Source organism: Streptomyces soli (assembly GCF_003999195.1).
Lineage (GTDB): Bacteria > Actinomycetota > Actinomycetes > Streptomycetales > Streptomycetaceae > Actinacidiphila > Actinacidiphila soli.
In genome coordinates, this window is record NZ_RJVR01000258.1 from 56,969 (window position 1) to 76,933 (window position 19,965).

Annotated in this window: 14 protein-coding genes; 13 read left to right on the forward strand and 1 reads right to left on the reverse strand. The window is 70.9% G+C overall.

Features of this window, described 5'->3' with window-relative positions; all coding sequences use genetic code 11:
• Positions 1-269: 269 nt before the first annotated feature.
• The 8 genes from EFK10_RS26875 to pssA all read left to right on the forward strand — a co-directional run bounded on the left by EFK10_RS26875 (position 270) and on the right by pssA (position 10,412).
• Complete coding sequence (locus EFK10_RS26875; protein WP_127358235.1) at positions 270-2,072, forward strand: 3-hydroxyacyl-CoA dehydrogenase family protein; 1,803 nt, start codon at positions 270-272, stop codon at positions 2,070-2,072.
• Positions 2,073-2,277: 205 nt separating this feature from the next.
• The gene (locus EFK10_RS26880; protein ID WP_127358236.1) at positions 2,278-3,045 is read left to right on the forward strand and encodes a TetR/AcrR family transcriptional regulator; all 768 of its coding nucleotides are present in this window, start codon (positions 2,278-2,280) and stop codon (positions 3,043-3,045) included.
• A gap of 567 nt (positions 3,046-3,612) precedes the next feature.
• The gene (gene ccrA, locus EFK10_RS26885) at positions 3,613-4,950 is read left to right on the forward strand and encodes a crotonyl-CoA carboxylase/reductase (RefSeq protein WP_127358237.1); all 1,338 of its coding nucleotides are present in this window, start codon (positions 3,613-3,615) and stop codon (positions 4,948-4,950) included.
• 18 nt (positions 4,951-4,968) lie between these two features.
• Positions 4,969-7,002, forward strand: coding sequence for a protein meaA (locus EFK10_RS26890; protein ID WP_127358238.1), 2,034 nt, complete (start codon positions 4,969-4,971; stop codon positions 7,000-7,002).
• Between the two features lie 5 nt (positions 7,003-7,007).
• A complete protein-coding gene (locus EFK10_RS26895) occupies positions 7,008-7,511 on the forward strand; it encodes a MaoC family dehydratase (protein WP_127358239.1) in 504 nt (167 codons plus the stop codon).
• Positions 7,512-7,526: 15 nt separating this feature from the next.
• Positions 7,527-8,747, forward strand: coding sequence for an acyl-CoA dehydrogenase family protein (locus EFK10_RS26900; protein ID WP_127358240.1), 1,221 nt, complete (start codon positions 7,527-7,529; stop codon positions 8,745-8,747).
• A 170-nt stretch (positions 8,748-8,917) separates the two neighbouring features.
• Entirely contained in the window at positions 8,918-9,565 is a 648-nt protein-coding gene (locus tag EFK10_RS26905; RefSeq protein ID WP_127358241.1) for a phosphatidylserine decarboxylase, read from the forward strand.
• On the forward strand, positions 9,552-10,412 hold the full coding sequence (pssA, locus tag EFK10_RS26910) for a CDP-diacylglycerol--serine O-phosphatidyltransferase (protein ID WP_127358242.1): 861 nt from the start codon (positions 9,552-9,554) through the stop codon (positions 10,410-10,412). Before EFK10_RS26905 ends, pssA begins: the two co-directional genes overlap by 14 nt.
• Positions 10,413-10,700: 288 nt before the next feature.
• Here pssA and EFK10_RS26915 read toward each other — a convergent pair whose 3' ends face one another.
• A complete protein-coding gene (locus tag EFK10_RS26915; protein ID WP_240677483.1) occupies positions 10,701-11,819 on the reverse strand; it encodes a glycerate kinase in 1,119 nt (372 codons plus the stop codon).
• A gap of 106 nt (positions 11,820-11,925) precedes the next feature.
• On the opposite strand from EFK10_RS26915, the gene EFK10_RS26920 reads away from it, so the two are divergent.
• The 5 genes from EFK10_RS26920 to EFK10_RS26940 are packed head-to-tail and all read left to right on the forward strand — an operon-like array spanning position 11,926 to position 19,962.
• On the forward strand, positions 11,926-12,282 hold the full coding sequence (locus tag EFK10_RS26920) for a CU044_2847 family protein (RefSeq protein WP_127358243.1): 357 nt from the start codon (positions 11,926-11,928) through the stop codon (positions 12,280-12,282).
• 3 nt (positions 12,283-12,285) lie between these two features.
• Complete coding sequence (locus EFK10_RS26925; RefSeq protein WP_127358244.1) at positions 12,286-14,508, forward strand: VMAP-C domain-containing protein; 2,223 nt, start codon at positions 12,286-12,288, stop codon at positions 14,506-14,508.
• Positions 14,505-15,473 (forward strand): AAA family ATPase, encoded by a 969-nt coding sequence (locus tag EFK10_RS26930; protein WP_127358245.1) that lies wholly within the window; start codon positions 14,505-14,507, stop codon positions 15,471-15,473. Before EFK10_RS26925 ends, EFK10_RS26930 begins: the two co-directional genes overlap by 4 nt.
• 5 nt (positions 15,474-15,478) lie before the next feature.
• A complete protein-coding gene (locus EFK10_RS26935) occupies positions 15,479-18,916 on the forward strand; it encodes an SAV_2336 N-terminal domain-related protein (RefSeq protein WP_127358246.1) in 3,438 nt (1,145 codons plus the stop codon).
• Positions 18,913-19,962 (forward strand): ADP-ribosylglycohydrolase family protein, encoded by a 1,050-nt coding sequence (locus EFK10_RS26940; RefSeq protein ID WP_127358247.1) that lies wholly within the window; start codon positions 18,913-18,915, stop codon positions 19,960-19,962. The genes EFK10_RS26935 and EFK10_RS26940 overlap by 4 nt, the downstream gene beginning before the upstream one ends.
• The last annotated feature ends 3 nt before the right edge of the window (positions 19,963-19,965 follow it).

Genomic DNA, 19,965 nt, shown 5'->3' on the forward strand with positions numbered 1-19,965 from the left:
AGCGAGCCAAATCACATGGGCGGAGGACTGGCGCCTAAGTTACTCGTCAGTTAGCCTTGAATCAACGTACGCAGCGGCCTGGTGACGCAGCCGCCGCGTGCAGCGGTAACAGCACGAAGTCGGTTCGGCACCATCGCGGCGCGGCCCCGGGACAGGGCCCGCCACCCCCTTCACGTGTGGGCACGCATACCCGCGTACACGCCCCGCGGATCCACCCAACTCCACCTCGCACGCCCGCGCGTGTGACCCTCAGCATCTGGAGTCTCGCGATGGACCGTTCCCTTTCTCTCCCCCTTTCCTCCTCCGCCACCGTCGCCGTGGTCGGTCTCGGCACCATGGGCGCCGGAATCGCCGAGGTCATGGTCCGTGCGGGCCACGAGGTCGTCGGCATCGACATCAGCGACGCCGCCGCCCGCCAGGCCGTCGAAACCCTGGAGGCGTCCACCGCCCGCGCCGTGCAGCGCGAGCGGATCACCGAGCAGGAGCGCACCGCGGCCCTCGCCCGCTTCCGTACGTTCCACGATCTGCAGGCCGCGGCCGAGGCCGACCTGGTCATCGAGGTCGTCACCGAGCACTTCGACGTCAAGCGTGAGGTCTTCACCGCCCTCGACGGGATCGTGAAGCCGGGTGCCATCATCGCCACCGGCACCAACGCCCTGTCCGTCACCCAGCTCGCCTCGCACACCTCGCGCCCCGACCGCGTGCTGGGCCTGCACTTCTTCGCCCCCGCGCCGGCCATGAAGCTGGTCGAGGTGGTCTCCACCGTCCTGACCTCCCCCGAGACCACCGACACCGTCACCGAACTGGTCCGCGCCCTCGGCAAGGAGCCAGTGCCGGTCGGCGACCGCCCCGGCTTCATCGCCGACGGGCTGCTCTTCGGCTACCTCAACCAGGCCGCCGCGATGTACGAGGCCCGCTACGCGACCCGCGAGGACATCGACGCCGCCATGCGGCTCGGCTGCGGCCTGCCGATGGGACCGCTCGCGCTGCTCGACCTGATCGGCGTCGAGACCGCCCAGACCGTCCTGGAGGCGATGTACGAGGCCTCCCGCGACCGCCTGCACGCCCCCGCCCCGGTGCTCAAGCAGCTCGCGGCCGCCGGGCTGCTCGGCCGCAAGTCCGGCCGCGGCTTCTACACGTACGAGTCCCACGGCAGCGCCACCGTCGTCCCGGACGCCGAGACCCCGCAGGCCACCGGCACGGACACCCCCGGGCGCTCCGTCACCCGCGTCGGCGTCGCCGGCTCCGGCACGATGGCCACCGGCATCGCCGAGGTCTTCGCCAAGGCGGGCTACGAGGTCGTGCTCGCCGCCCGCACCCAGGACAAGGCCGACAAGGCCGCGGCCCAGCTCGCCAAGTCCCTCGACCGATCCGTGGCCAAGGGCCGGCTCACCCAGGAGCAGCGCGACGCGGCCGTCTCCCGGGTCACGGCGGCCGGCTCCCTCGAAGGCCTCGCGGACGTCGACCTGGCCGTCGAGGCGGTCGCCGAGGACCTGGCGGTCAAGCAGCAGCTCTTCGCGACCCTCGACAAGGTCTGCAAGCCGGGCGCGGTGCTGGCCACCACCACCTCCTCGCTGCCGGTCGTCGCCATCGCCAAGTCCACGTCCCGCCCGCAGGACGTGATCGGCATGCACTTCTTCAACCCGGCGCCCGCCATGAAGCTCGTCGAGGTGGTCCGTACGGTCCTCACCGCCGACGACGTCCACGCGACCGTCCGCGAGGTGTGCGGCAAGGTGCGCAAGCACGCCGTGGACTGCGGCGACCGGGCCGGCTTCATCGTCAACGCGCTGCTGTTCCCGTACCTGAACAACGCCGTGAAGATGGTCCAGGAGCATTACGCGACCGTCGAGGACATCGATGCTGCGATGAAGCTCGGCGGCGGCTACCCGATGGGCCCCTTCGAGCTGCTGGACGTCGTCGGCCTCGACGTCTCGCTGGCCATCGAGCAGGTGCTGCACAAGGAGTTCCGCGACCCGGGGCTGGCCCCGGCGCCGCTGCTGGAGCACCTGGTGTCAGCCGGCTGCCTGGGCCGCAAAACGGGGCGCGGCTTCCGCGAGTATGCGCGGCGCTGAGCCGTACGCGGGCGGGGCGGCCTCACGGCCGCCCCGGACTTCCCGCTCGAACGAGGAAACACGAACACGATGCAGTACGGTCCCCATGTGACTCCTCCCCAGGCACAGCCCGGGGCTTCTCACTCGGCCACTGACGTAGCCTCGTGGCGGACAAGCCCTGCCCGGTGCCTTGCGGCACGCCGCACACGCTAACAAGGAACGAAGGATGGCCCAGCCCGTCAAGCCCGCCCGTACGTCCTCCGCCACGGCCCAGCGCCACCGCGTCCGCCAGGACTTGGCGGCCGCCGCGATGCACCTGTTCGCGAGCCAGGGCTACGAGGCCACGACGGTCGACGAGATCGCGGCGGCGGCGGGAGTCGCCCGGCGTACGTTCTTCCGGCACTTCCGGTCCAAGGAAGAGGCGATCTTCCCCGACCACGACGACACGCTCGTACGGGTCGGCGAGGTGCTGGAGTCGGCGGAGCCGCACGAGCACCCCCTGGACACGGTGTGCCGTGGCATCACGGAGGTCCTGCGGATGTACGCGGAGGCCCCCGAGGTCTCCGTGGAGCGGTACCGGCTGACCCGGGAGATCCCCATCCTCCGCGAGCGCGAGATCGCCTCCGTCGCCCGCTACGAGCGGCTCTTCACGCGCTACCTGCTCGGGCACTTCGACGAGTCCGCCCACCGCGACGGCGACGACGACCCCCTCCTGGCCGAGGTCGCCGCCTCCGCCGTCGTCGCCGCCCACAACCACGTCCTCCGCCGCTGGCTCCGCGCCGGCGGCAAAGGCGACGTCGAAGCCCAGCTCGACCACGCCTTCGTCGTCATCAAGGACACCTTCGGCACCGGCATAGGCGGCGGTCGCGCCCTGCCTGCGGCGCCGCCCGCCACGGTCTCCACGACCGGCGAGGTCGTCATCGCGGTCGCCCGCACGAACGCCTCACCGGCGGAGGTCATGCGCACCATCGAGAAGGCCCTGAAGGGCGCGTAGCGGCCACACCAGCGGGTTGGGGGCAAGTCCGTCCCTCCCCCAGCTGGACGCTGGGAGGTGCCCCCAGGGCGGGACGGGTGGGCCCAACCCGCCCGCAGACGGCAACGGCGAGCACCCCGACGGCGCCGATCCGTGGGCCCGAGGCACCGTCGCCGAGTGCGGATCCGTGGCCGGATCGGGCCGGCCTCCCCCAAAGCTTCCTCCCCCAACCGGGGACTCCGGGGCACAGCCCCGGGGGGCACCCGGATTGCTCAGGTGTGACGAGGACGTGCCATCTGCGCAAAATATTTGGCACGCAGTGTCTTGCCGGGTGGCACCGCGTGCCATACCGTGAGTTCTGTCCGGGCGGACGGCGAGCAGAGACACGCCGCTCGCCGTCTGTCCCCAAAGGCCCGGACGCCTGCGTCACAGGCATTCACCCGCGCCACCGCGCGCTCTGGCTCGTCCCGTGCGACCGTCACGGATAGCAGCACCGCCGAACCGACGGCACCACCAGCACCGAGAACACCCCGACGTTCCCTCAAGCGTCCAAACGTCACTACGTCGCGCTTCGCCGGAGGCCCCACCGTGAAGGACATTCTTAACGCGATCCTCGCGTCCGACAGCACCGCCGCAGATTTCGCGGCCCTGCCGCTCCCCGAGTCGTACCGCGCCATCACCGTCCACAAGGACGAGGCGACGATGTTCGAAGGCCTGACCACCCGTGAGAAGGACCCGCGCAAGTCACTGCACCTCGACGACGTCCCCGTTCCCGAGCTCGGGCCGGGCGAGGCGCTCGTCGCGGTGATGGCCAGCTCGGTCAACTACAACAGCGTCTGGACGTCGATCTTCGAGCCGCTGTCGACCTTCGGTTTCCTGGAGCGGTACGGCAAGCTCAGCGAGCTGACCAAGCGGCACGACCTGCCGTACCACATCATCGGTTCCGACCTTTCGGGCGTCGTGCTGCGCACCGGCCCCGGCGTCAACGCCTGGCACCCCGGCGACGAGGTGGTCGCGCACTGTCTGTCCGTCGAGCTGGAGTCCTCCGACGGGCACAACGACACGATGCTCGACCCGGAGCAGCGGATCTGGGGCTTCGAGACCAACTTCGGCGGCCTGGCCGAGATCGCGCTGGTCAAGTCGAACCAGCTGATGCCCAAAGCGAAGCACCTCAGCTGGGAGGAGGCGGCGGCCCCCGGCCTCGTGAACTCCACCGCATACCGCCAGCTCGTCTCGCGCAACGGCGCCGACATGAAGCAGGGCGACAACGTCCTGATCTGGGGCGCGAGCGGCGGCCTGGGCTCGTACGCGACGCAGTTCGCGCTGGCCGGCGGGGCGAACCCGATCTGCGTCGTCTCGTCCCCCCAGAAGGCGGGCATCTGCCGGGCGATGGGCGCCGAGGCGATCATCGACCGCAATGCCGAGGACTACAAGTTCTGGAAGGACGAGCACACCCAGGACCCGCGCGAGTGGAAGCGCCTGGGCAAGCGGATCCGTGAGCTGACCGGCGGCGAGGACGTGGACATCGTCTTCGAGCACCCGGGCCGCGAGACCTTCGGCGCCAGCGTCTACGTCACCCGTAAGGGCGGCACCATCGTCACCTGCGCCTCGACCTCCGGCTACAACCACGAGTACGACAACCGCTACCTGTGGATGAGCCTGAAGAGGATCATCGGCTCGCACTTCGCGAACTACCGCGAGGCGTGGGAGGCCAACCGCCTGGTCGCCAAGGGCAAGATCCACCCGACCCTCTCCAGGACGTACACACTGGAGGAGACCGGCCAGGCCGCGTACGACGTGCACCGCAACCGGCACCAGGGCAAGGTCGGCGTCCTCACCCTCGCACCGCAGGAGGGCCTCGGCGTGCGCGACGAGGAGCTGCGCGCCAAGCACATCGACGCCATCAACCGCTTCCGGAACATCTGAACGGGTCGGACACCAGACATGACTGAGCGTCAGAAGGATCGTCCGTGGCTGATGCGGACGTACGCGGGGCACTCCTCCGCGGATGAGTCAAACGCCCTGTACCGGCGCAACCTCGCCAAGGGGCAGACCGGTCTGTCGGTCGCGTTCGACCTCCCGACGCAGACCGGATACGACCCCGACCACATCCTCGCCCGCGGCGAGGTCGGCCGGGTCGGGGTCCCGGTCTCCCATCTGGGCGACATGCGGCGGCTCTTCCAGGACATTCCCCTGGAGGAGATGAACACCTCGATGACCATCAACGCCACAGCCATGTGGCTGCTGGCGCTCTACCAGGTGGTGGCCGAGGAGCAAGGTCTCGACGAGGCAGCCATCGCCAAGCTGCAGGGCACCACCCAGAACGACATCGTCAAGGAGTACCTGTCGCGCGGGACGCACGTCTTCCCGCCGGTGCCCTCGCTCCGCCTGACGACCGACATGATCGCGTACACGGTCAGCCGCATCCCCAAGTGGAACCCGATCAACATCTGCAGCTACCACCTGCAGGAGGCCGGGGCCACGCCGGTCCAGGAGATCGCGTACGCGATGTCCACCGCGATCGCCGTCCTGGACGCCGTCCGCGACTCCGGCCAGGTGCCGCAGGAACGGATGGGGGAGGTGGTCGCCCGAATCTCCTTCTTCGTCAACGCGGGCGTGCGCTTCGTCGAGGAGATGTGCAAGATGCGGGCCTTCACCCGCATCTGGGAGTCCGTCACCCGCGACCGCTACGGGATCGAGAACCCGAAGCAGCGCCGCTTCCGCTACGGCGTCCAGGTCAACTCCCTCGGCCTGACCGAGGCCCAGCCGGAGAACAACGTCCAGCGCATCGTCCTGGAGATGCTGGCCGTCACCCTCTCCAAGGACGCCCGCGCCCGGGCCGTACAGCTCCCCGCCTGGAACGAGGCGCTGGGTCTGCCGCGCCCCTGGGACCAGCAGTGGAGCCTGCGGATCCAGCAGGTGCTGGCCCATGAGAGCGACCTGCTGGAGTACGCGGACATCTTCGACGGCTCGCATGTCATCGAGGCGAAGGTGAACGAGCTGGTCGAGCAGTCCCTTGCCGAGATCGAGCACATCGAGGAGATGGGCGGCGCGATGGCGGCCGTCGAGTCCGGCTACCTCAAGTCGCAGTTGGTCTCCTCGCACGCCGAGCGCCGGGCCCGTATCGAGTCCGGCGAAGAGAAGATCGTCGGCGTCAACTGCTACGAGGGCACCGAGCCGAGCCCGCTCACCGCCGACCTGGACGCGGCCATCATGACCGTCGACCCGGCCAACGAGGCACGGGTGGTGACCGCCCTTCACGAGTGGCGGGCGAACCGCGACGAGTCCCGGGCACGGAAGGCCGTCGAGGCCCTGAAGGCGGCGGCGGCCGGCACCGAGAACCTGATGGAGGCCACGGTGGAGTGCGCCCGCGCGGGCGTGACCACCGGCGAGTGGTCCTTCGCACTGCGCGACGTCTTCGGCGAGTTCCGCGCCCCCACCGGCGTGAGCAGCGCCCCCGTCGCGGTCACCGCCGAGGCCGGCACCCCGCTGGCCGAGGTCCGCCGCAAGGTCGCCGCGACCGCCGCCGACCTGGGCGTCGGCAAGCTGCGGCTGCTGGTCGGCAAGCCCGGCCTCGACGGGCATTCCAACGGCGCCGAGCAGATCGCCGTACGGGCCCGCGACGCGGGCTTCGAGGTGGTCTACCAGGGCATCCGGCTGACCCCCGAGCAGATCGTCTCTGCCGCCGTCGCCGAGGACGTCCACTGCGTCGGGTTGTCCATCCTGTCCGGCTCGCACGCCGAACTGGTCCCGGACGTCCTCACCCGGCTGCGCCGGGCCGGCGTCGACGACGTACCGGTCATCGCGGGTGGCATCATCCCGCCCGCGGACGCTGCCAAGCTGATCGAGTACGGGGTCGCCGCGGTCTTCACGCCGAAGGACTTCGGCATCACGGAGATCATCGGCCGGGTCGTCGACGAGATCCGCCGGGCCAAGAAGCTGGGCAGTACAAGCACGTTTGATTCAGCGGAGGCATAGAAGAGATGCAGTTCGGACGCACGTACGAAGAGTTCGAGGTCGGCGCGGTCTACAAGCACTGGCCCGGAAAGACGGTCACCGAGTACGACGACCATCTCTTCTGCCTTCTGACCATGAACCACCACCCGCTCCACATGGACGCGAACTACGCCGAGCAGACCACCGACTTCGGCAAGAACGTGGTCGTGGGCAACTACATCTACTCCCTGCTGCTGGGCATGTCCGTCCCGGACGTGTCGGGCAAGGCGATCGCCAACCTGGAGGTCGAGTCGCTGAAGCACGTGGCGCCGACCTTCCACGGCGACACCATCTACGGCGAGACCACCGTGCTCGACAAATGGCCGTCAAAGTCCAAGGACGACCGCGGCATCGTCTACGTGGAGACCAAGGGGTACAAGCAGGACGGCACCCTCGTGTGTGTGTTCCGCCGCAAGGTGATGGTCCCCACCGCCACGTACATCAAGGAGCGCGGCGGCGAGCAGCCCGGCCGCCCCGAACTCAACGCCTGAGGAGACTTCAGACCAATGAGCCGTCTTGCGCAGACCGACGGGCTGACGGATATCCAGCAGGAGATCATCTCCACCGTCCGCACCTTTGTCGACAAGGAGATCCTGCCGGTCGCGACCGAGCTGGAGCACAAGGACGAGTATCCGACCGAAATCGTTGAAGGTTTGAAGGAACTCGGCATCTTCGGCCTGATGATTCCGGAGGAGTACGGCGGCCTCGGTGAGTCCCTTCTCACATACGCCCTCACGGTCGAGGAGATCGCCCGTGGCTGGATGAGCGTGTCGGGCATCATCAACACCCACTTCATCGTCGCCTACATGCTCAAGCAGCACGGCACGCAGGAGCAGAAGGACTACTTCCTGCCCCGCATGGCGGCCGGCGAGGTGCGTGGCGCGTTCTCCATGTCGGAGCCGGGTCTGGGTTCTGACGTGTCGGCGATCCGTACGAAGGGCGTGCGCGACGGCGACGACTACGTCATCAACGGCCAGAAGATGTGGCTGACCAACGGCGGTACGTCCAACCTGGTCGCGGTGCTGTGCCGCACCGACGAGGGCCTGTCCCCCGAAGAGGCGGCCGCCAAGCCACACAAGTCGATGACAACCTTCCTCATCGAGAAGGAGCCGGGATTCGGCCCCAACCCGACAGTCCCGGGTCTGACCGTGCCCGGCAAGATCGACAAGATGGGCTACAAGGGCGTCGACACCACCGAACTGATCCTCGAGGACGTCAGAATTCCGTCAAACCGCGTCCTGGGCGGCCAGAGCGGCCGTGGCTTTTACCAAATGATGGACGGCGTCGAGGTTGGCCGGGTCAATGTGGCCGCCCGCGGCTGCGGCGTGGCGCGGCGCGCCTTCGAACTCGGCATCTCGTACGCCCAGCAGCGGCACACCTTCGGCAAGCCGATCATCGAGCACCAGGCCATCTCCTTCAAGCTCGCCGAGATGGCCACCAAGGTCGAGGCAGCCCACCAGATGATGGTCAACGCGGCCCGCAAAAAGGACTCCGGCCAGCGCAACGACCTGGAAGCGGGCATGGCGAAGTACCTCGCCTCGGAGTACTGCAAGGAAGTGGTGGAGGACGCGTTCCGCATCCACGGCGGCTACGGCTTCTCGAAGGAGTACGAGATCGAGCGCCTCTACCGGGAGGCTCCGATGCTGCTGATCGGCGAGGGGACGGCCGAGATCCAGAAAATGATCATCGGACGACGACTCCTTGAGGAGTACCGCATCCAGGGCTGAAAGTCCTGATAATGTCGATTTGCCCGAGATAATGGTCACACCCAGTCATCACTTCTCGGCCATCGACTCGGCTGCTGGCTTGCCCAGTTGCAGGTTTGAACCGATACCATTCCTGTAAAGCCGCCGTCCCCAGAACCGTCTTGCGGCACCCTCCGCTACGAAGGTCTTCCATGCCCCACAGCCATTCCTCTGCACAACGCGGCCGGGTCCGCCTCGCGCGCGGAGCGTCGCCGTGGCTCCTCCCGACCGTGGCCGCCGCAGCGGTCAGCCTCTCCCGCGCCCGCCGTTCCGGGCGCTGGGCGGCCGTGGCCGTACCCACCACCGCACTCGCTGCGGGCATGCTGTGGTTCTTCCGCGATCCCGAGCGGGAGATCGCCCAGGGCCGCGTCATCTCTCCGGCCGACGGCGTGGTGCAGAGCATCATGCCGTGGAAGGACGGGCGCACCCGCGTCGCGATCTTCATGAGCCCGCTGAACGTCCATGTGAACCGTGCCCCGCTGGCGGGCGAGGTCACCTCCGTGGAGCACATCCCCGGTGGGTTCGTTCCGGCGTTCAACAAGGAGAGCGAGAACAACGAGCGCGTCGTCTGGCACTTCGACACCGAGCTCGGCGACATCGAGATGGTGCAGATCGCGGGCGCGGTCGCGCGGCGCATCGTCCCGTACGTGCCTGCCGGCACCAAGGTCGAGCAGGGCGAGCGGATCGGCCTGATCCGCTTCGGCTCCCGGGTCGACATCTACCTCCCGGAGGGCGTCGAGTCCGCCGTCGAGGTCGGCCAGACCACTGTGGCTGGGGTGACTCGCATTGACCGTGATTGATCCTGACGCAGTTCAGGCACCTTGGGTCGCCAAGATCGACGACGACGGCATCGGCGACGTCGATGACATGCCGCTCTCCACGCGGCTGTCGATAGCGGACACCCTTACTCTCGGTAACGCGATCTGTGGCTTCATGGCGGTGTACTTCACCACCACGGGCGTCCTGGTTCCGCACCTCATGGGCAACGCCGACGGCGGCATGGCGCGGCACAGCGCCGCGACGGCTGTTCTGCTGATGCTCATGGCGTCCGTCTTCGACCTCTTCGACGGGCTCGTGGCACGTAAGCTCCGCAGCTCCGCGATGGGCGCCGAGCTGGACAATCTGTCCGACCTGATCAGCTTCGGCCTCGCCCCCGCGTACTTCGTGGTCGTCTGGGGCCTGATCACGGACGACGCTCACGGGCGCGTGTCGGCGGTCGCGGCGGTCGTGGTGCTGCTGGCGGTCGTCCTGCGGCTCGCCCGCTTCTCCTGCACGACGGTCCGGGACGGCTTCTTCCAGGGCATGCCCAGCCCCTTCGGGGCGATGACGGTGATCTCGGTGGTGCTGCTGGGGCTGCCGTTCATCCCGACGCTGCTGGCGATCGTCGGCGTCGCCTGGCTCATGGTCAGCCGCGTCGAGTACCCCAAGCCGCGCGGCCGCCTCGCCATCGTCACCCTGGCCTGGATCGTCCTCAGCATGGGCTGCCTCGTCTGCTGGGCCTTCGCCGTCCCCGGCGGCGACCTCCTCCTGCAGACCGGCGCCACGCTCCAGATCGTCGCCGCGGTCTTCATCCCCCTCTTCGCCACGACTCGGCGCGTCAACACGATGCGCGCCAACCGGCGCGAAGCGCGGGCGCAGCTGCCGTAGTTTCTGCCTGAAATGGGGTGGGCCCGAGCCATGTGGCTCGGGCCCACCCCATTTTTCACGGCGCTTTACCCGGGTTGTGGGAGTACGTTCCGCAAGGCGAGCGACGCGAGACGGGGGCACCTCCCAGACGGAGTCTGGGGGTGGGGGAGGCTGGCACAACCCGCCCACCGGCCTCAGGCCACCCCCCCGGACACCCACCGTCGTGGTGCGAGCCCGTTGCCGGGCGCGGGCGGGTTGGGCCAGCCCGTCCCGCCTCAGGCAGGCGGTCTACCCCCAACCCTGTGGGCGCTACAGGAAGTCGTGGGCGATCCGCGCCGCCAGACGCTCGAGCAGGGGGCCCGCGTCAGCCATGCAGCGTGCGGGGTCGGGTTCGAGGTCGGTGAGGGCGTAGGCGCGGCGGATGCCGGCGGAGCCGAGGGCGCCGGGGGTGAGGGCGAGGCGGCCGCAGACGGCGATGACTTCGAGGCCGCGGGCGCGGGCAGCGGTGGCGACGCCGGCGGGGGCCTTGCCGTGGAGGGTCTGCTGGTCGAGGGAGCCCTCGCCCGTGATGACCAGGTCGGCGCGGCCGAGGGCGTCGGCGAAGCCGAGCATGTCGAGCAGCACCTCCACGCCGGGCCGGAAGCCGGCCCGGAGCCCGACGAGCGCCCCGAAGCCGACGCCCCCCGCAGCACCCGCGCCCGGCGCCTCGGCCGCCGACTCGGCGCCCAGCACCTCCGCGTACCGCCCGAGGGCGGCGTCCAGGGTGGCGACGTCCTCCGGGGAGGCGCCCTTCTGGGGCCCGTAGACCGCGGCGGCGCCCTTGGGGCCGAGCAGCGGGTTGTCGACGTCGCTGGCGAGCACGACCTCGGTGTCGGCGAGCCGGGGGTCGAGCGTGGACAGGTCGGCCGTGGCCAGTGCGGCGAGAGCGCCGCCGCCGGGGCCGACCGGCTCGCCGTCCGCGTCCAGCAACCGCGCGCCGAGCGCGACGAGCATGCCGGCGCCGCCGTCGTTGGTGGCGCTGCCGCCGACACCCAGCACAATGCTCCGCGCGCCCGCGTCCAGCGCGGCCCGCATCAGCTCACCGGTGCCGTACGTGGTCGCCGTGAGCGGCGCGAAGGTCCCGGCCGGCAGATGGCGCAGCCCGGAGGCCTCGGCCATCTCGACCACAGCCGTCTCGTCGCGGAGCGCGTACGAGGCCGTGACAGGCTCGCCGAGCGGCCCGGTCACGGTGACCTCGCGCCGTTCGAAGCCGGCCGCGACCGCCGCGTCGACGGTGCCGTCACCGCCGTCGGCGACCGGCACGGACTCGACCGTCACGCCGGGTACGACAGCGCGCAGGCCCGCGGCGACCCGCTCGGCCACCTGCACAGCCGTGAGCGAGCCCTTGAACTTGTCCGCGGCGATCAGCACCCGCTGCGTCTGGGTCACCAGTTATCTCCTTGTATGCAAGGTCGCGCCGTTCGGACCCTATCCCGCGTGCCGCGATCTGCCCATTCCCCTGCCGCCGGGGTCCGGTGATCGGCACAATGGCCACGTGCCGGAGTTCATGGAGTTAACGCTGGATGACGGGGCCGCGATCCGCCTGGAAGTGGCACCCGTGGGAGAACCGCGAGCGGATCTGCCCGACGGGTTCGGCGAGGTCGAACCGGTGGCCCGAGGGCGGGCGTCGGAGCTGGCGGTGGAGACTCTGCGGGTCGCGCTGCGCCCGCTGGGGACGGTGCTTCAGGAGATCCACGACGCGGTGGCCACGACCGCCGACCCGCCGCACGAACTGACCGTCTCGTTCGGGGTCCAGATCGGCCAGGACCTCAAGCTCGGCGTCGTCGGCGCCAACGGCAACGCCAGCATGACTGTTTCCGCGACCTGGCAGATCCCGCCGCACAGCGGCTGACCCATGGGATGGTTCCGCAGTGCTCCCGGCGACGGCCCGGCGGACGTACGCGTACGCGCGGCGTTCGTGTCCGTGCTGCGCTCGCGCGACCGGCGTGCTGCCGGCGGTGGGGTGCTGCTGTCCCGCAGCCGGCTGCTCACCTGCGCGCATGTGGTCAACGACGCCCTCGGCAGGGAGCTGCTCAGCACCGACCACCCCACAGGGGCCGAGATAGCGGTCTCCTTTCCCGAGCAGGCGGTCCCGGTGCGCCGGCTCGCCCGACCGGTGCTGTGGATGCCGCCGCGCAGGGCCGACGGGAACGCGGGTCCGGTGCCGAGGGGCGCCCTGGAGTGGGCCGGTGACCTGGCTGTCCTGGAGCTGAGCGAGCCATCCCCGCCGGGCGCGGCCGCCCGGCCGTGGACGGACATGTACGAGGGCCAGACCGTGCGGGCCTGGCACGGCGGCGGGCAGCGGGCCACCTTCGTGGACGTGCTGGTCAAAGCCTGTGACAGCCGGATCGCATACGTCGACGGCGCGCTGACGGGGGCGGCCATCGGGCCGGGGTACAGCGGTGGCCCGCTGTGGTCGGCGGACCAGGAGGCGATGGTGGGCCTGGTGGCCGCGCACGTACGGCCATCGCCGGGGCCGTTCTCAGCACAACAGGTCGTGCGGCGCAGCTGGTGCATCCCCTGGCAGGCGGTGCGGGCCGAGCTGGAGCGGGCGGGCGTCAAGGGCCTCTGGGAGGCGGCCGGGGAGCATGGGGACGCAGAGCACGGCCCCGGTGTCGCGGATCCTCGGGCCCACCACTTCACCGAGCCGCTCGCCGCGCTGCTCGGCGACCCTGCAGTACGCACTGATCACGCCCGTCGGCTCGCCGAGCAGTGCGGCCTGGGCTGCCCCACCGACGGAAGCTGGCCCTCGATCGACGAACTGGCCACCGTCCTGGCAGTCCACCCCCGGGGCCTGGCGACCCTGGCCGAATCGCTGGCACCGCAGCTGACCTCCCCGGCCGGCAGGACCGCATTGGACGAGCTGGTGCTGCTCGGCGCGGCGTCGGGCGCCGCGCGGTTGCTTTCGTACGGCGAATACCGGCGGCTGGTCGACCGGCTGGCCCCGCTGGTCCGGGCCGACCCGGGGCTGCTGCCCAGAGCCGCCGCCGACGCCCTGAAGTACCACCATTTGCCGCCGCCCCTGCAGTCCGGCCGGGTGTCGGTGGAGACCCTCGACGAAGCGGTGTGCGCGCTGGAGCAGCTCAACGACAGCGCGCCTGTGCCGCTCGGCACGCCCCGGGTGCCCGCGCTGCTGCGGCTGGTCGAGTACGTGGCCGTCTGCGTCCCCGGCACCGACCGGGACGGGCTGCACGCCTGGAGCGGCCGGGTCGCCAAGCGGCTCGGCATCCACGATTCGGCCCTGTACGAGCGCCGGGCCGACGCGGTCGCCTGGGCCGGGGCGCGTCGGTCCACGGCGGCCCGGGCGGTGGTCTCGCTGAGTCGGTGGGGCGCCGACGCGGAGGACCGCTACGCGTGCGCCCTGTGGCGCGGCCGCCCGGACGGGAGCGCGGCCCGGGTCGCCGCTGGAGAGGACCGGCCCCGCACGCCGGCGGAGGTCGCGCAGGTCGTGCGGGACACCGTGCACGGGCTCAACCCTGACCAGGACGACGGCGTCCCTCTGGTCGAGGTCGTCGTGGACCGCGACGGGCTACAGATACCCGTGGACGAATGGAACGGCATGTTCCCGGACGAGATGATGCCGCGTCGGCTCGGCGAGGACTTCCACGTCGTCCTGCGCTGCCCGGAGCTGCGCCGCCGCTCGCGCAGCGGTGAGCAGGACCTGGTGCGCCGGTGGAACGCGCGGGGCGCGGGCGAGGCGCTCGTAGTGGACGAGCGGATCACAAAAGAGAAGCTCAGACAGCTCCTGATGAAGCATCTGCGCTGCTCCCGGGTGGTGCTGCACGGTGGCCGCGAGCAGCGGGCGGAGATGCTGACGTACTCGCTGGCGATGGGGGTGCCGGTGGTGCTGTGGGACCGCGAGGCGACCGGGCATCAGGACGCGGGCAGGCTCGCGGCGGTGGATCCGGATGGCCCTCTGGACGAACTGCCCGAACGTGTGCGTTGCTTCCGGTTGGACGCTTATGCCGACCCGGCGGACCTGCCCACCAGGCCGGCCTTGGTCTGGGAGGACGCGGACCGCCGGTTGCCGAGCGAGCTGTGGCTCGCCGATCCATCGGAACGGACGGAGGAGCGATGACAGAGGCGCCCGACACCGACTGGCGGTTGTTCCGCGGCGACGGCAGCACACGCGTGGTGGAGTTTCCGGAGGCGCCGCCCTGGCGGCGTTTCACCCCGGCGGGCAAGGGCGCTCCCCGGCCCAGCCCTTATCTCATCGGGCCGGTCGAGGCCGATGTGGTGACCGCCGCACTGCGCGTGCGTCGGCCGCTGCTGGTCACCGGGCATCCGGGCACCGGCAAGTCGTCGCTGGCCCGGGCCATCGCGCGGGAACTGTCGCTCGGGCGGGTGCTGAAGTGGCCGGTCAACAGCCGCTCGACGCTCAAGGAGGGGCTGTACCACTACGACGCCATCAACCGGTTGCGTGAGACGAACCTCCGCCGGGACCAGGACGGCCGTGGCGAGGCCGCCGACCCGGGCATCGGATCGTATGTGCGACTCGGTCCGCTGGGCACGGCGCTGGTGCCGGGCGGGCAGCCACGGGTGCTGCTGGTGGACGAGCTGGACAAGGGGGACGTCGATCTGCCGAACGACCTGCTGACGGTCTTCGAGGACGGCGAGTTCGAGATTCCTGAGCTGGCCCGGCTGCCTGAGGAACAGTCACAGGTGGAGGTGTTGACCGCGGATCCGGACGGCGCGCGGGTGCCGGTGGTGCGGGGCCGGCTGCGCTGCCGCGAGTTCCCGGTGGTGGTCATCACCAGCAACGGCGAACGGGACTTCCCGCCGGCCTTTCTGCGCAGGTGCGTACGGCTCGACCTGCCCGACCCGGACGAGCAGCGGCTCCGCAGCATCATCGCCGCCCACTTGGGCGAGGAGGCGCTGGCCGGGGTCGACGACCTGGTGGAGGCCTTTCTGGGTCGCCGCGCCCCGGGCGAGCTGGCCACCGACCAACTGCTCAACGCGGTATTTTTGCGGATCGGCGGGGTGAACCTGGACGCCGAGGGCCTCCTGGAAGCCGTGCTGCACCGGCTCGGCGGGACGGTGTAACGGAAGTGCCGGGGCGGCTGCTTCGGGTCCTGGAGGACAGCGGCGCCGAGCTGTCCGCCTGGGAGTTGCTGGACGCCCTGTGGCTGGCCCGTGACCTGCCATCCGGCGCCGCCGCACCGGTCGCCCGCGCGCTGGGCGGCGTCGCGCCCACCACCCCTGAGGACGCGCCGGGCCGACCGCCTCCGTCCGACGCTGCCCCCGTCCCGCCGGAGCCCGCGTCGAAGCCCGGCCGTCCGCTGAAGCCCGCACCGCGCCTGGCCCGCAGCGTACGCCGCCCGGGCGCGCTGCATGCCAGCGCCGACCGTCCGGATACCCGCCGACTGTCCCGCCCCGAAGCGGGCGAGGAGTCACCGGACCGGCCGGCGCTTCCGGTCAGAGCCCCCGAGGGCAAGGCCATGGGCACCGACGAGCTGCGTCTGGGGCGCGCGCTGCGTCCGCTGAAGCAACGTCACCCGGTGGGCCGCGACTGGGAGCTGGACGAGGACGCGACGGCGGCAGCGATGGCGGACACCGGACTGCCCGAGGTGGTCATGCGGCCGACCCGGGAACGCTGGCTCGACCTGGCGCTGGTGGTGGACGACGGTCTGTCGATGCTGCTGTGGCACCGGCTGGCGGCAGAGCTGCGCTCACTGACCGAACGGCTCGGCGCGTTCCGTAATCTGCGGGTGTACGGGCTGGACAGCCGCGGCCGTCAGGGTCCTGTCCTGCGCGGCAGGCCGTACGACCCGGGCTCCCCGGTGCTGTCGACGGCTGCCGTCTCCGACCCGTCCGGACACACCCTTGTGCTGGTCGTGAGCGACGGCGTGGGCGCTGCCTGGCGGGACGGCAGGATGCGCTCGGTCCTCGGACGGTGGGCGCACTGCGGGCCGACCGCCATCGTCCACGCGCTGCCGGCCCGCATGTGGCGCAGTTCGGGTATCCGGGCGGAGGCTTGGCGCGTGACAACGCGCCGCCGGGGCGCCGCGAACGACACCTGGCAGGTCACCGATCCCGTATTGCCGCCCGGCGTGGCCGACTACGACGGCATCCCGGTGCCGGTCCTGGAGCCGCATCCCCCGGCCATCGCCCGGTGGGCCGGACTGGTCGCCTCGCCCGGCGCCAGCGCGGTGCTGCCGCTGGCCTCCTGGGAAGCGCCGAGCAGCGCCCCGCCGCCGGACGGCCGGCCGACGGACCCGGTGCTGCGGTTCCGGGACACGGCATCCCCCCAGGCCTACCGGCTGGCGGCTCACCTGGCGGCGGTGGCCCCGGTGTCGGTCCCGGTGATGCGGCTGGTCCAGGCCGCGGTGCCGTGGCGGGCCGAGACGGCACATCTGGCCGAGGTTTTCCTCGGCGGACTGATGCGCCGGTCGGGCGTCGAGGACCGTTCCCTGGCGCCCGAGCACCAGCGCTTCGACTTCTCGGAGGGGGACCGGGAGATCCTCCTCGACGTCGCCCCGCCGAGTGAACTGGCCCGTACCAGCCGCGCGGTGGCGCAGAAGCTGGCGGTCCTCGCGGGCCGCTCGCCCGACTTTCCGGCCTGGCTGGCCCACCCGCGCGGCACCGACCTCCTGGCCGACCGGGGCCGGCCCTTCGCCTGGCTCGACAGCCGGCTCATGGCACACCTGGGCGCCCCGCCCGCCGAAGCCCCCGCCGGCTCGGACACGGCGGGCGGACCCGACGGGTCCGAGCCGCCCGACCTGGCGGTGCCCCCGTCCACCTGGCGTGGACTGCGCGGGGACGACCCGCGCTATGTCGGTCCCTACAAGCTCATCGCGCGCAGCGATGTACGCGGTACGGCGACCGCCTATCTGGGCCTCGACGGTCAGGGCAACGAGGCGATGGTGGAGGTCGCCGGGCCGCGCGGCCGCGGCAACGCCAGGCAGTTCGTGGAGACGGCGGTCAACGCCCTCAACCGGATGGGCGGCCGCTACGCGCCGCAACTGATCGGCGGCGGCCCGGACGACCGGCTGCCGTGGCTGTCCATGGAGCTGGTGACGACCGACGTGCAGATCCCGGCGCCCACCCTGCGGGCAGTCGGACAGACGTACGGCGCACTGGCACGGTCGGACTTCTTCCTGCGGCTGGCCTGGCACCTGTCCCAGGCGATCGGCGTCCTGGCGGAGCTGGGCATCGTGCACGGCGCGCTGACCCCCGATACGGTGCTGGTCACCGAGCACACCATCAGGCTCACCCACTGGATGACGGTGCGAATCGGGGGTGTGTCGCCGACCGGCGTGGAATCGACGCCCTTCGCGTCCGACTCCGTCTACCGCGCTCCCGAGGCGCTGTCCGGTGGCAGCCACCGCCCCGAGACGGACGTCTACTCACTGGCCGCGATCCTCATCGCCGCCAGCACGGGGCAGATGTCCCGCCGGCTGTTGCCCCAGACGCTCCAGCCCTCGCTCTCGGTCAGCGCCTTTCCGCAGGCAGTACGTACGGTGCTGGCTCGGTGCCTGGATCCCGACCCGGCCGCGCGGCCGTCCGCCGCCCAGGTCACCGCCGCCATCGAGTCCTGCCTGCCCGGCCCGCCGCCCGGGGAGGGCGAACCGACCCCGGCCGCCCGCACCAACGCCCCGGCCGGCCGACTCATCGCGCTGCGCCGTGATGCCCGCCGCCGGGCGCCGGACGACGAGTACGAACGACTGGTGCGCGCAATCCGCACCCCGGTGAACGGCCGCCGCCGGATCAGCGTGATCAGCCCGAGCAAGAACCTGGGGTCCACAACGATCACCGCCCTGCTGGGCGCCGTGCTGGCCGAGCAGCGCGGTGACCGGGTGCTTGCCATGGACCTGGACAGCCAGCCCTCGGGAGTGCGGGTCCCGTTGACGCGCCGCTTCTACCAGAACGCGCCCTACCAGCTGCGGGATCTGTCCAGCGTCCGTCCTCAGGTGACCGGATACGACTCGTTGCAGGGATTCCTTGCGGAGGACGCTTCCGGCCTGACCGTGGTGACCAATGGCGCCATGGCCAGGGCCGAACTCACCTCGCCCCGCCACACCCGCAAGTCCGACGCCTACCGGAAGCTTGTCGACTGGCTGACCCCCCACTACGGCGTCATGATCACCGACGAGGCCGACGAGTCCTGGGTCCTGAACCGGCAGGGCGACTACGCCAACGCCGACGGCCTGGTCATTGTGACTGCCGACCCCATCAGCCTGGGACACACCCTCACTCTGCTGGACGATCTGGCCCGCACCCGGCCCCGGCTGGCCCGTGAGGCCGTCGTGGTGGTCAACAAGAGCCGCGACACCCTCATCGAGTCCACGGCCCTGGTCGTGAACCGCATTTCGGAACGCTGCCGAGGGGTGGTGGTGGTGCCGCACGACGACCATCTGGCCTCGACCAGCGTCCTGCTGCTCGACTGGCTCGCGGACGAGACGTACGAGATGGGCCTGCGGCTCGCCGCGCTGGTCGCCGAGGGTTTCGCGACTCCGGCCCCCGGTTCCGGTAGACCGGAGGCATGACAGAGGGCCTGCAGGACAAGATCCTCGGCGGCTGGCTGGGCCGGATCGCCGGCAACATGCTCGGCAAGCCCGTCGAGCGCGGCGACCACTGGACGCGCGACCGGATCGACCGCTATCTGCGGCGTGCGGACGCGCTCCCGCTCACCCACTACATCCCGGCGCTGGACCCGCTGCCCGGCGAATTCGAGCTGCGCCCGGAGTGGCCCCAGTGCACGCGGGGCAACATCCACGGCAGTGCCCGTGACGACGACGTGGACTACGCGATCCTCGGCCTCGACCTGCTGGAGACGTACGGTTTCGGCTTCACCACGGAGCAGGTCGGCGAGTTGTGGCTGCTGCGGCTGCCCTACCTGCAGACCTTCACCGCCGAGCGCGCCGCGTACCGCAATCTGGCCAACGGCGTGAAGCCGCCGCTCACCGCCACCCTCGACAATCCCTACCAGGAGTGGATCGGCGCCCTCATCCGCGCCGACATCCACGGCTGGACCTCCCCCGGTGACCCCGCTCGTGCCGCCGCCCTCGCCCGGCGCGACGCCGTCCTCTCGCACACCGGCAACGGCGTCTACGGCGCCATGTGGGCGGCGGCGCTGGTCGCGGCCGCCTTCACCGCGCCGCACGCCCGGGCCGCTCTCGACGCAGCCGTGGAGCACATCCCGCCGGGCAGCCGGCTCGCCCGTACCGTCCGCCACACCGCCGCGCTGCACGAGGCGGGCGTGGGCTGGGCCGATGCCCTCGCCGAGCTCGACAAGGACCACGGCCGGCTCCACTGGATCCATACGGTCCCGAACGCCGCGCTGATCACGGCGGGGCTGTTGTACGGGGCCGGGGACTTCACGGCCACTATCGCCCTGACCGTGCGCGGCGGGCTGGACACCGACTCCTCGGGGGCGACGGCGGGGTCCGTGGCCGGTGTGCTGTGCGGGGCCGCCGCGATCCCGCCGCAGTGGAAGGACCCGCTCGAGGACCGCGTCCGCAGCGCGGTGTTCGGTTTCGACGGTGTGAAGATCACCGAGCTGGCCTCCCGCACACTGCGCCTGGTCTCGTAAGCT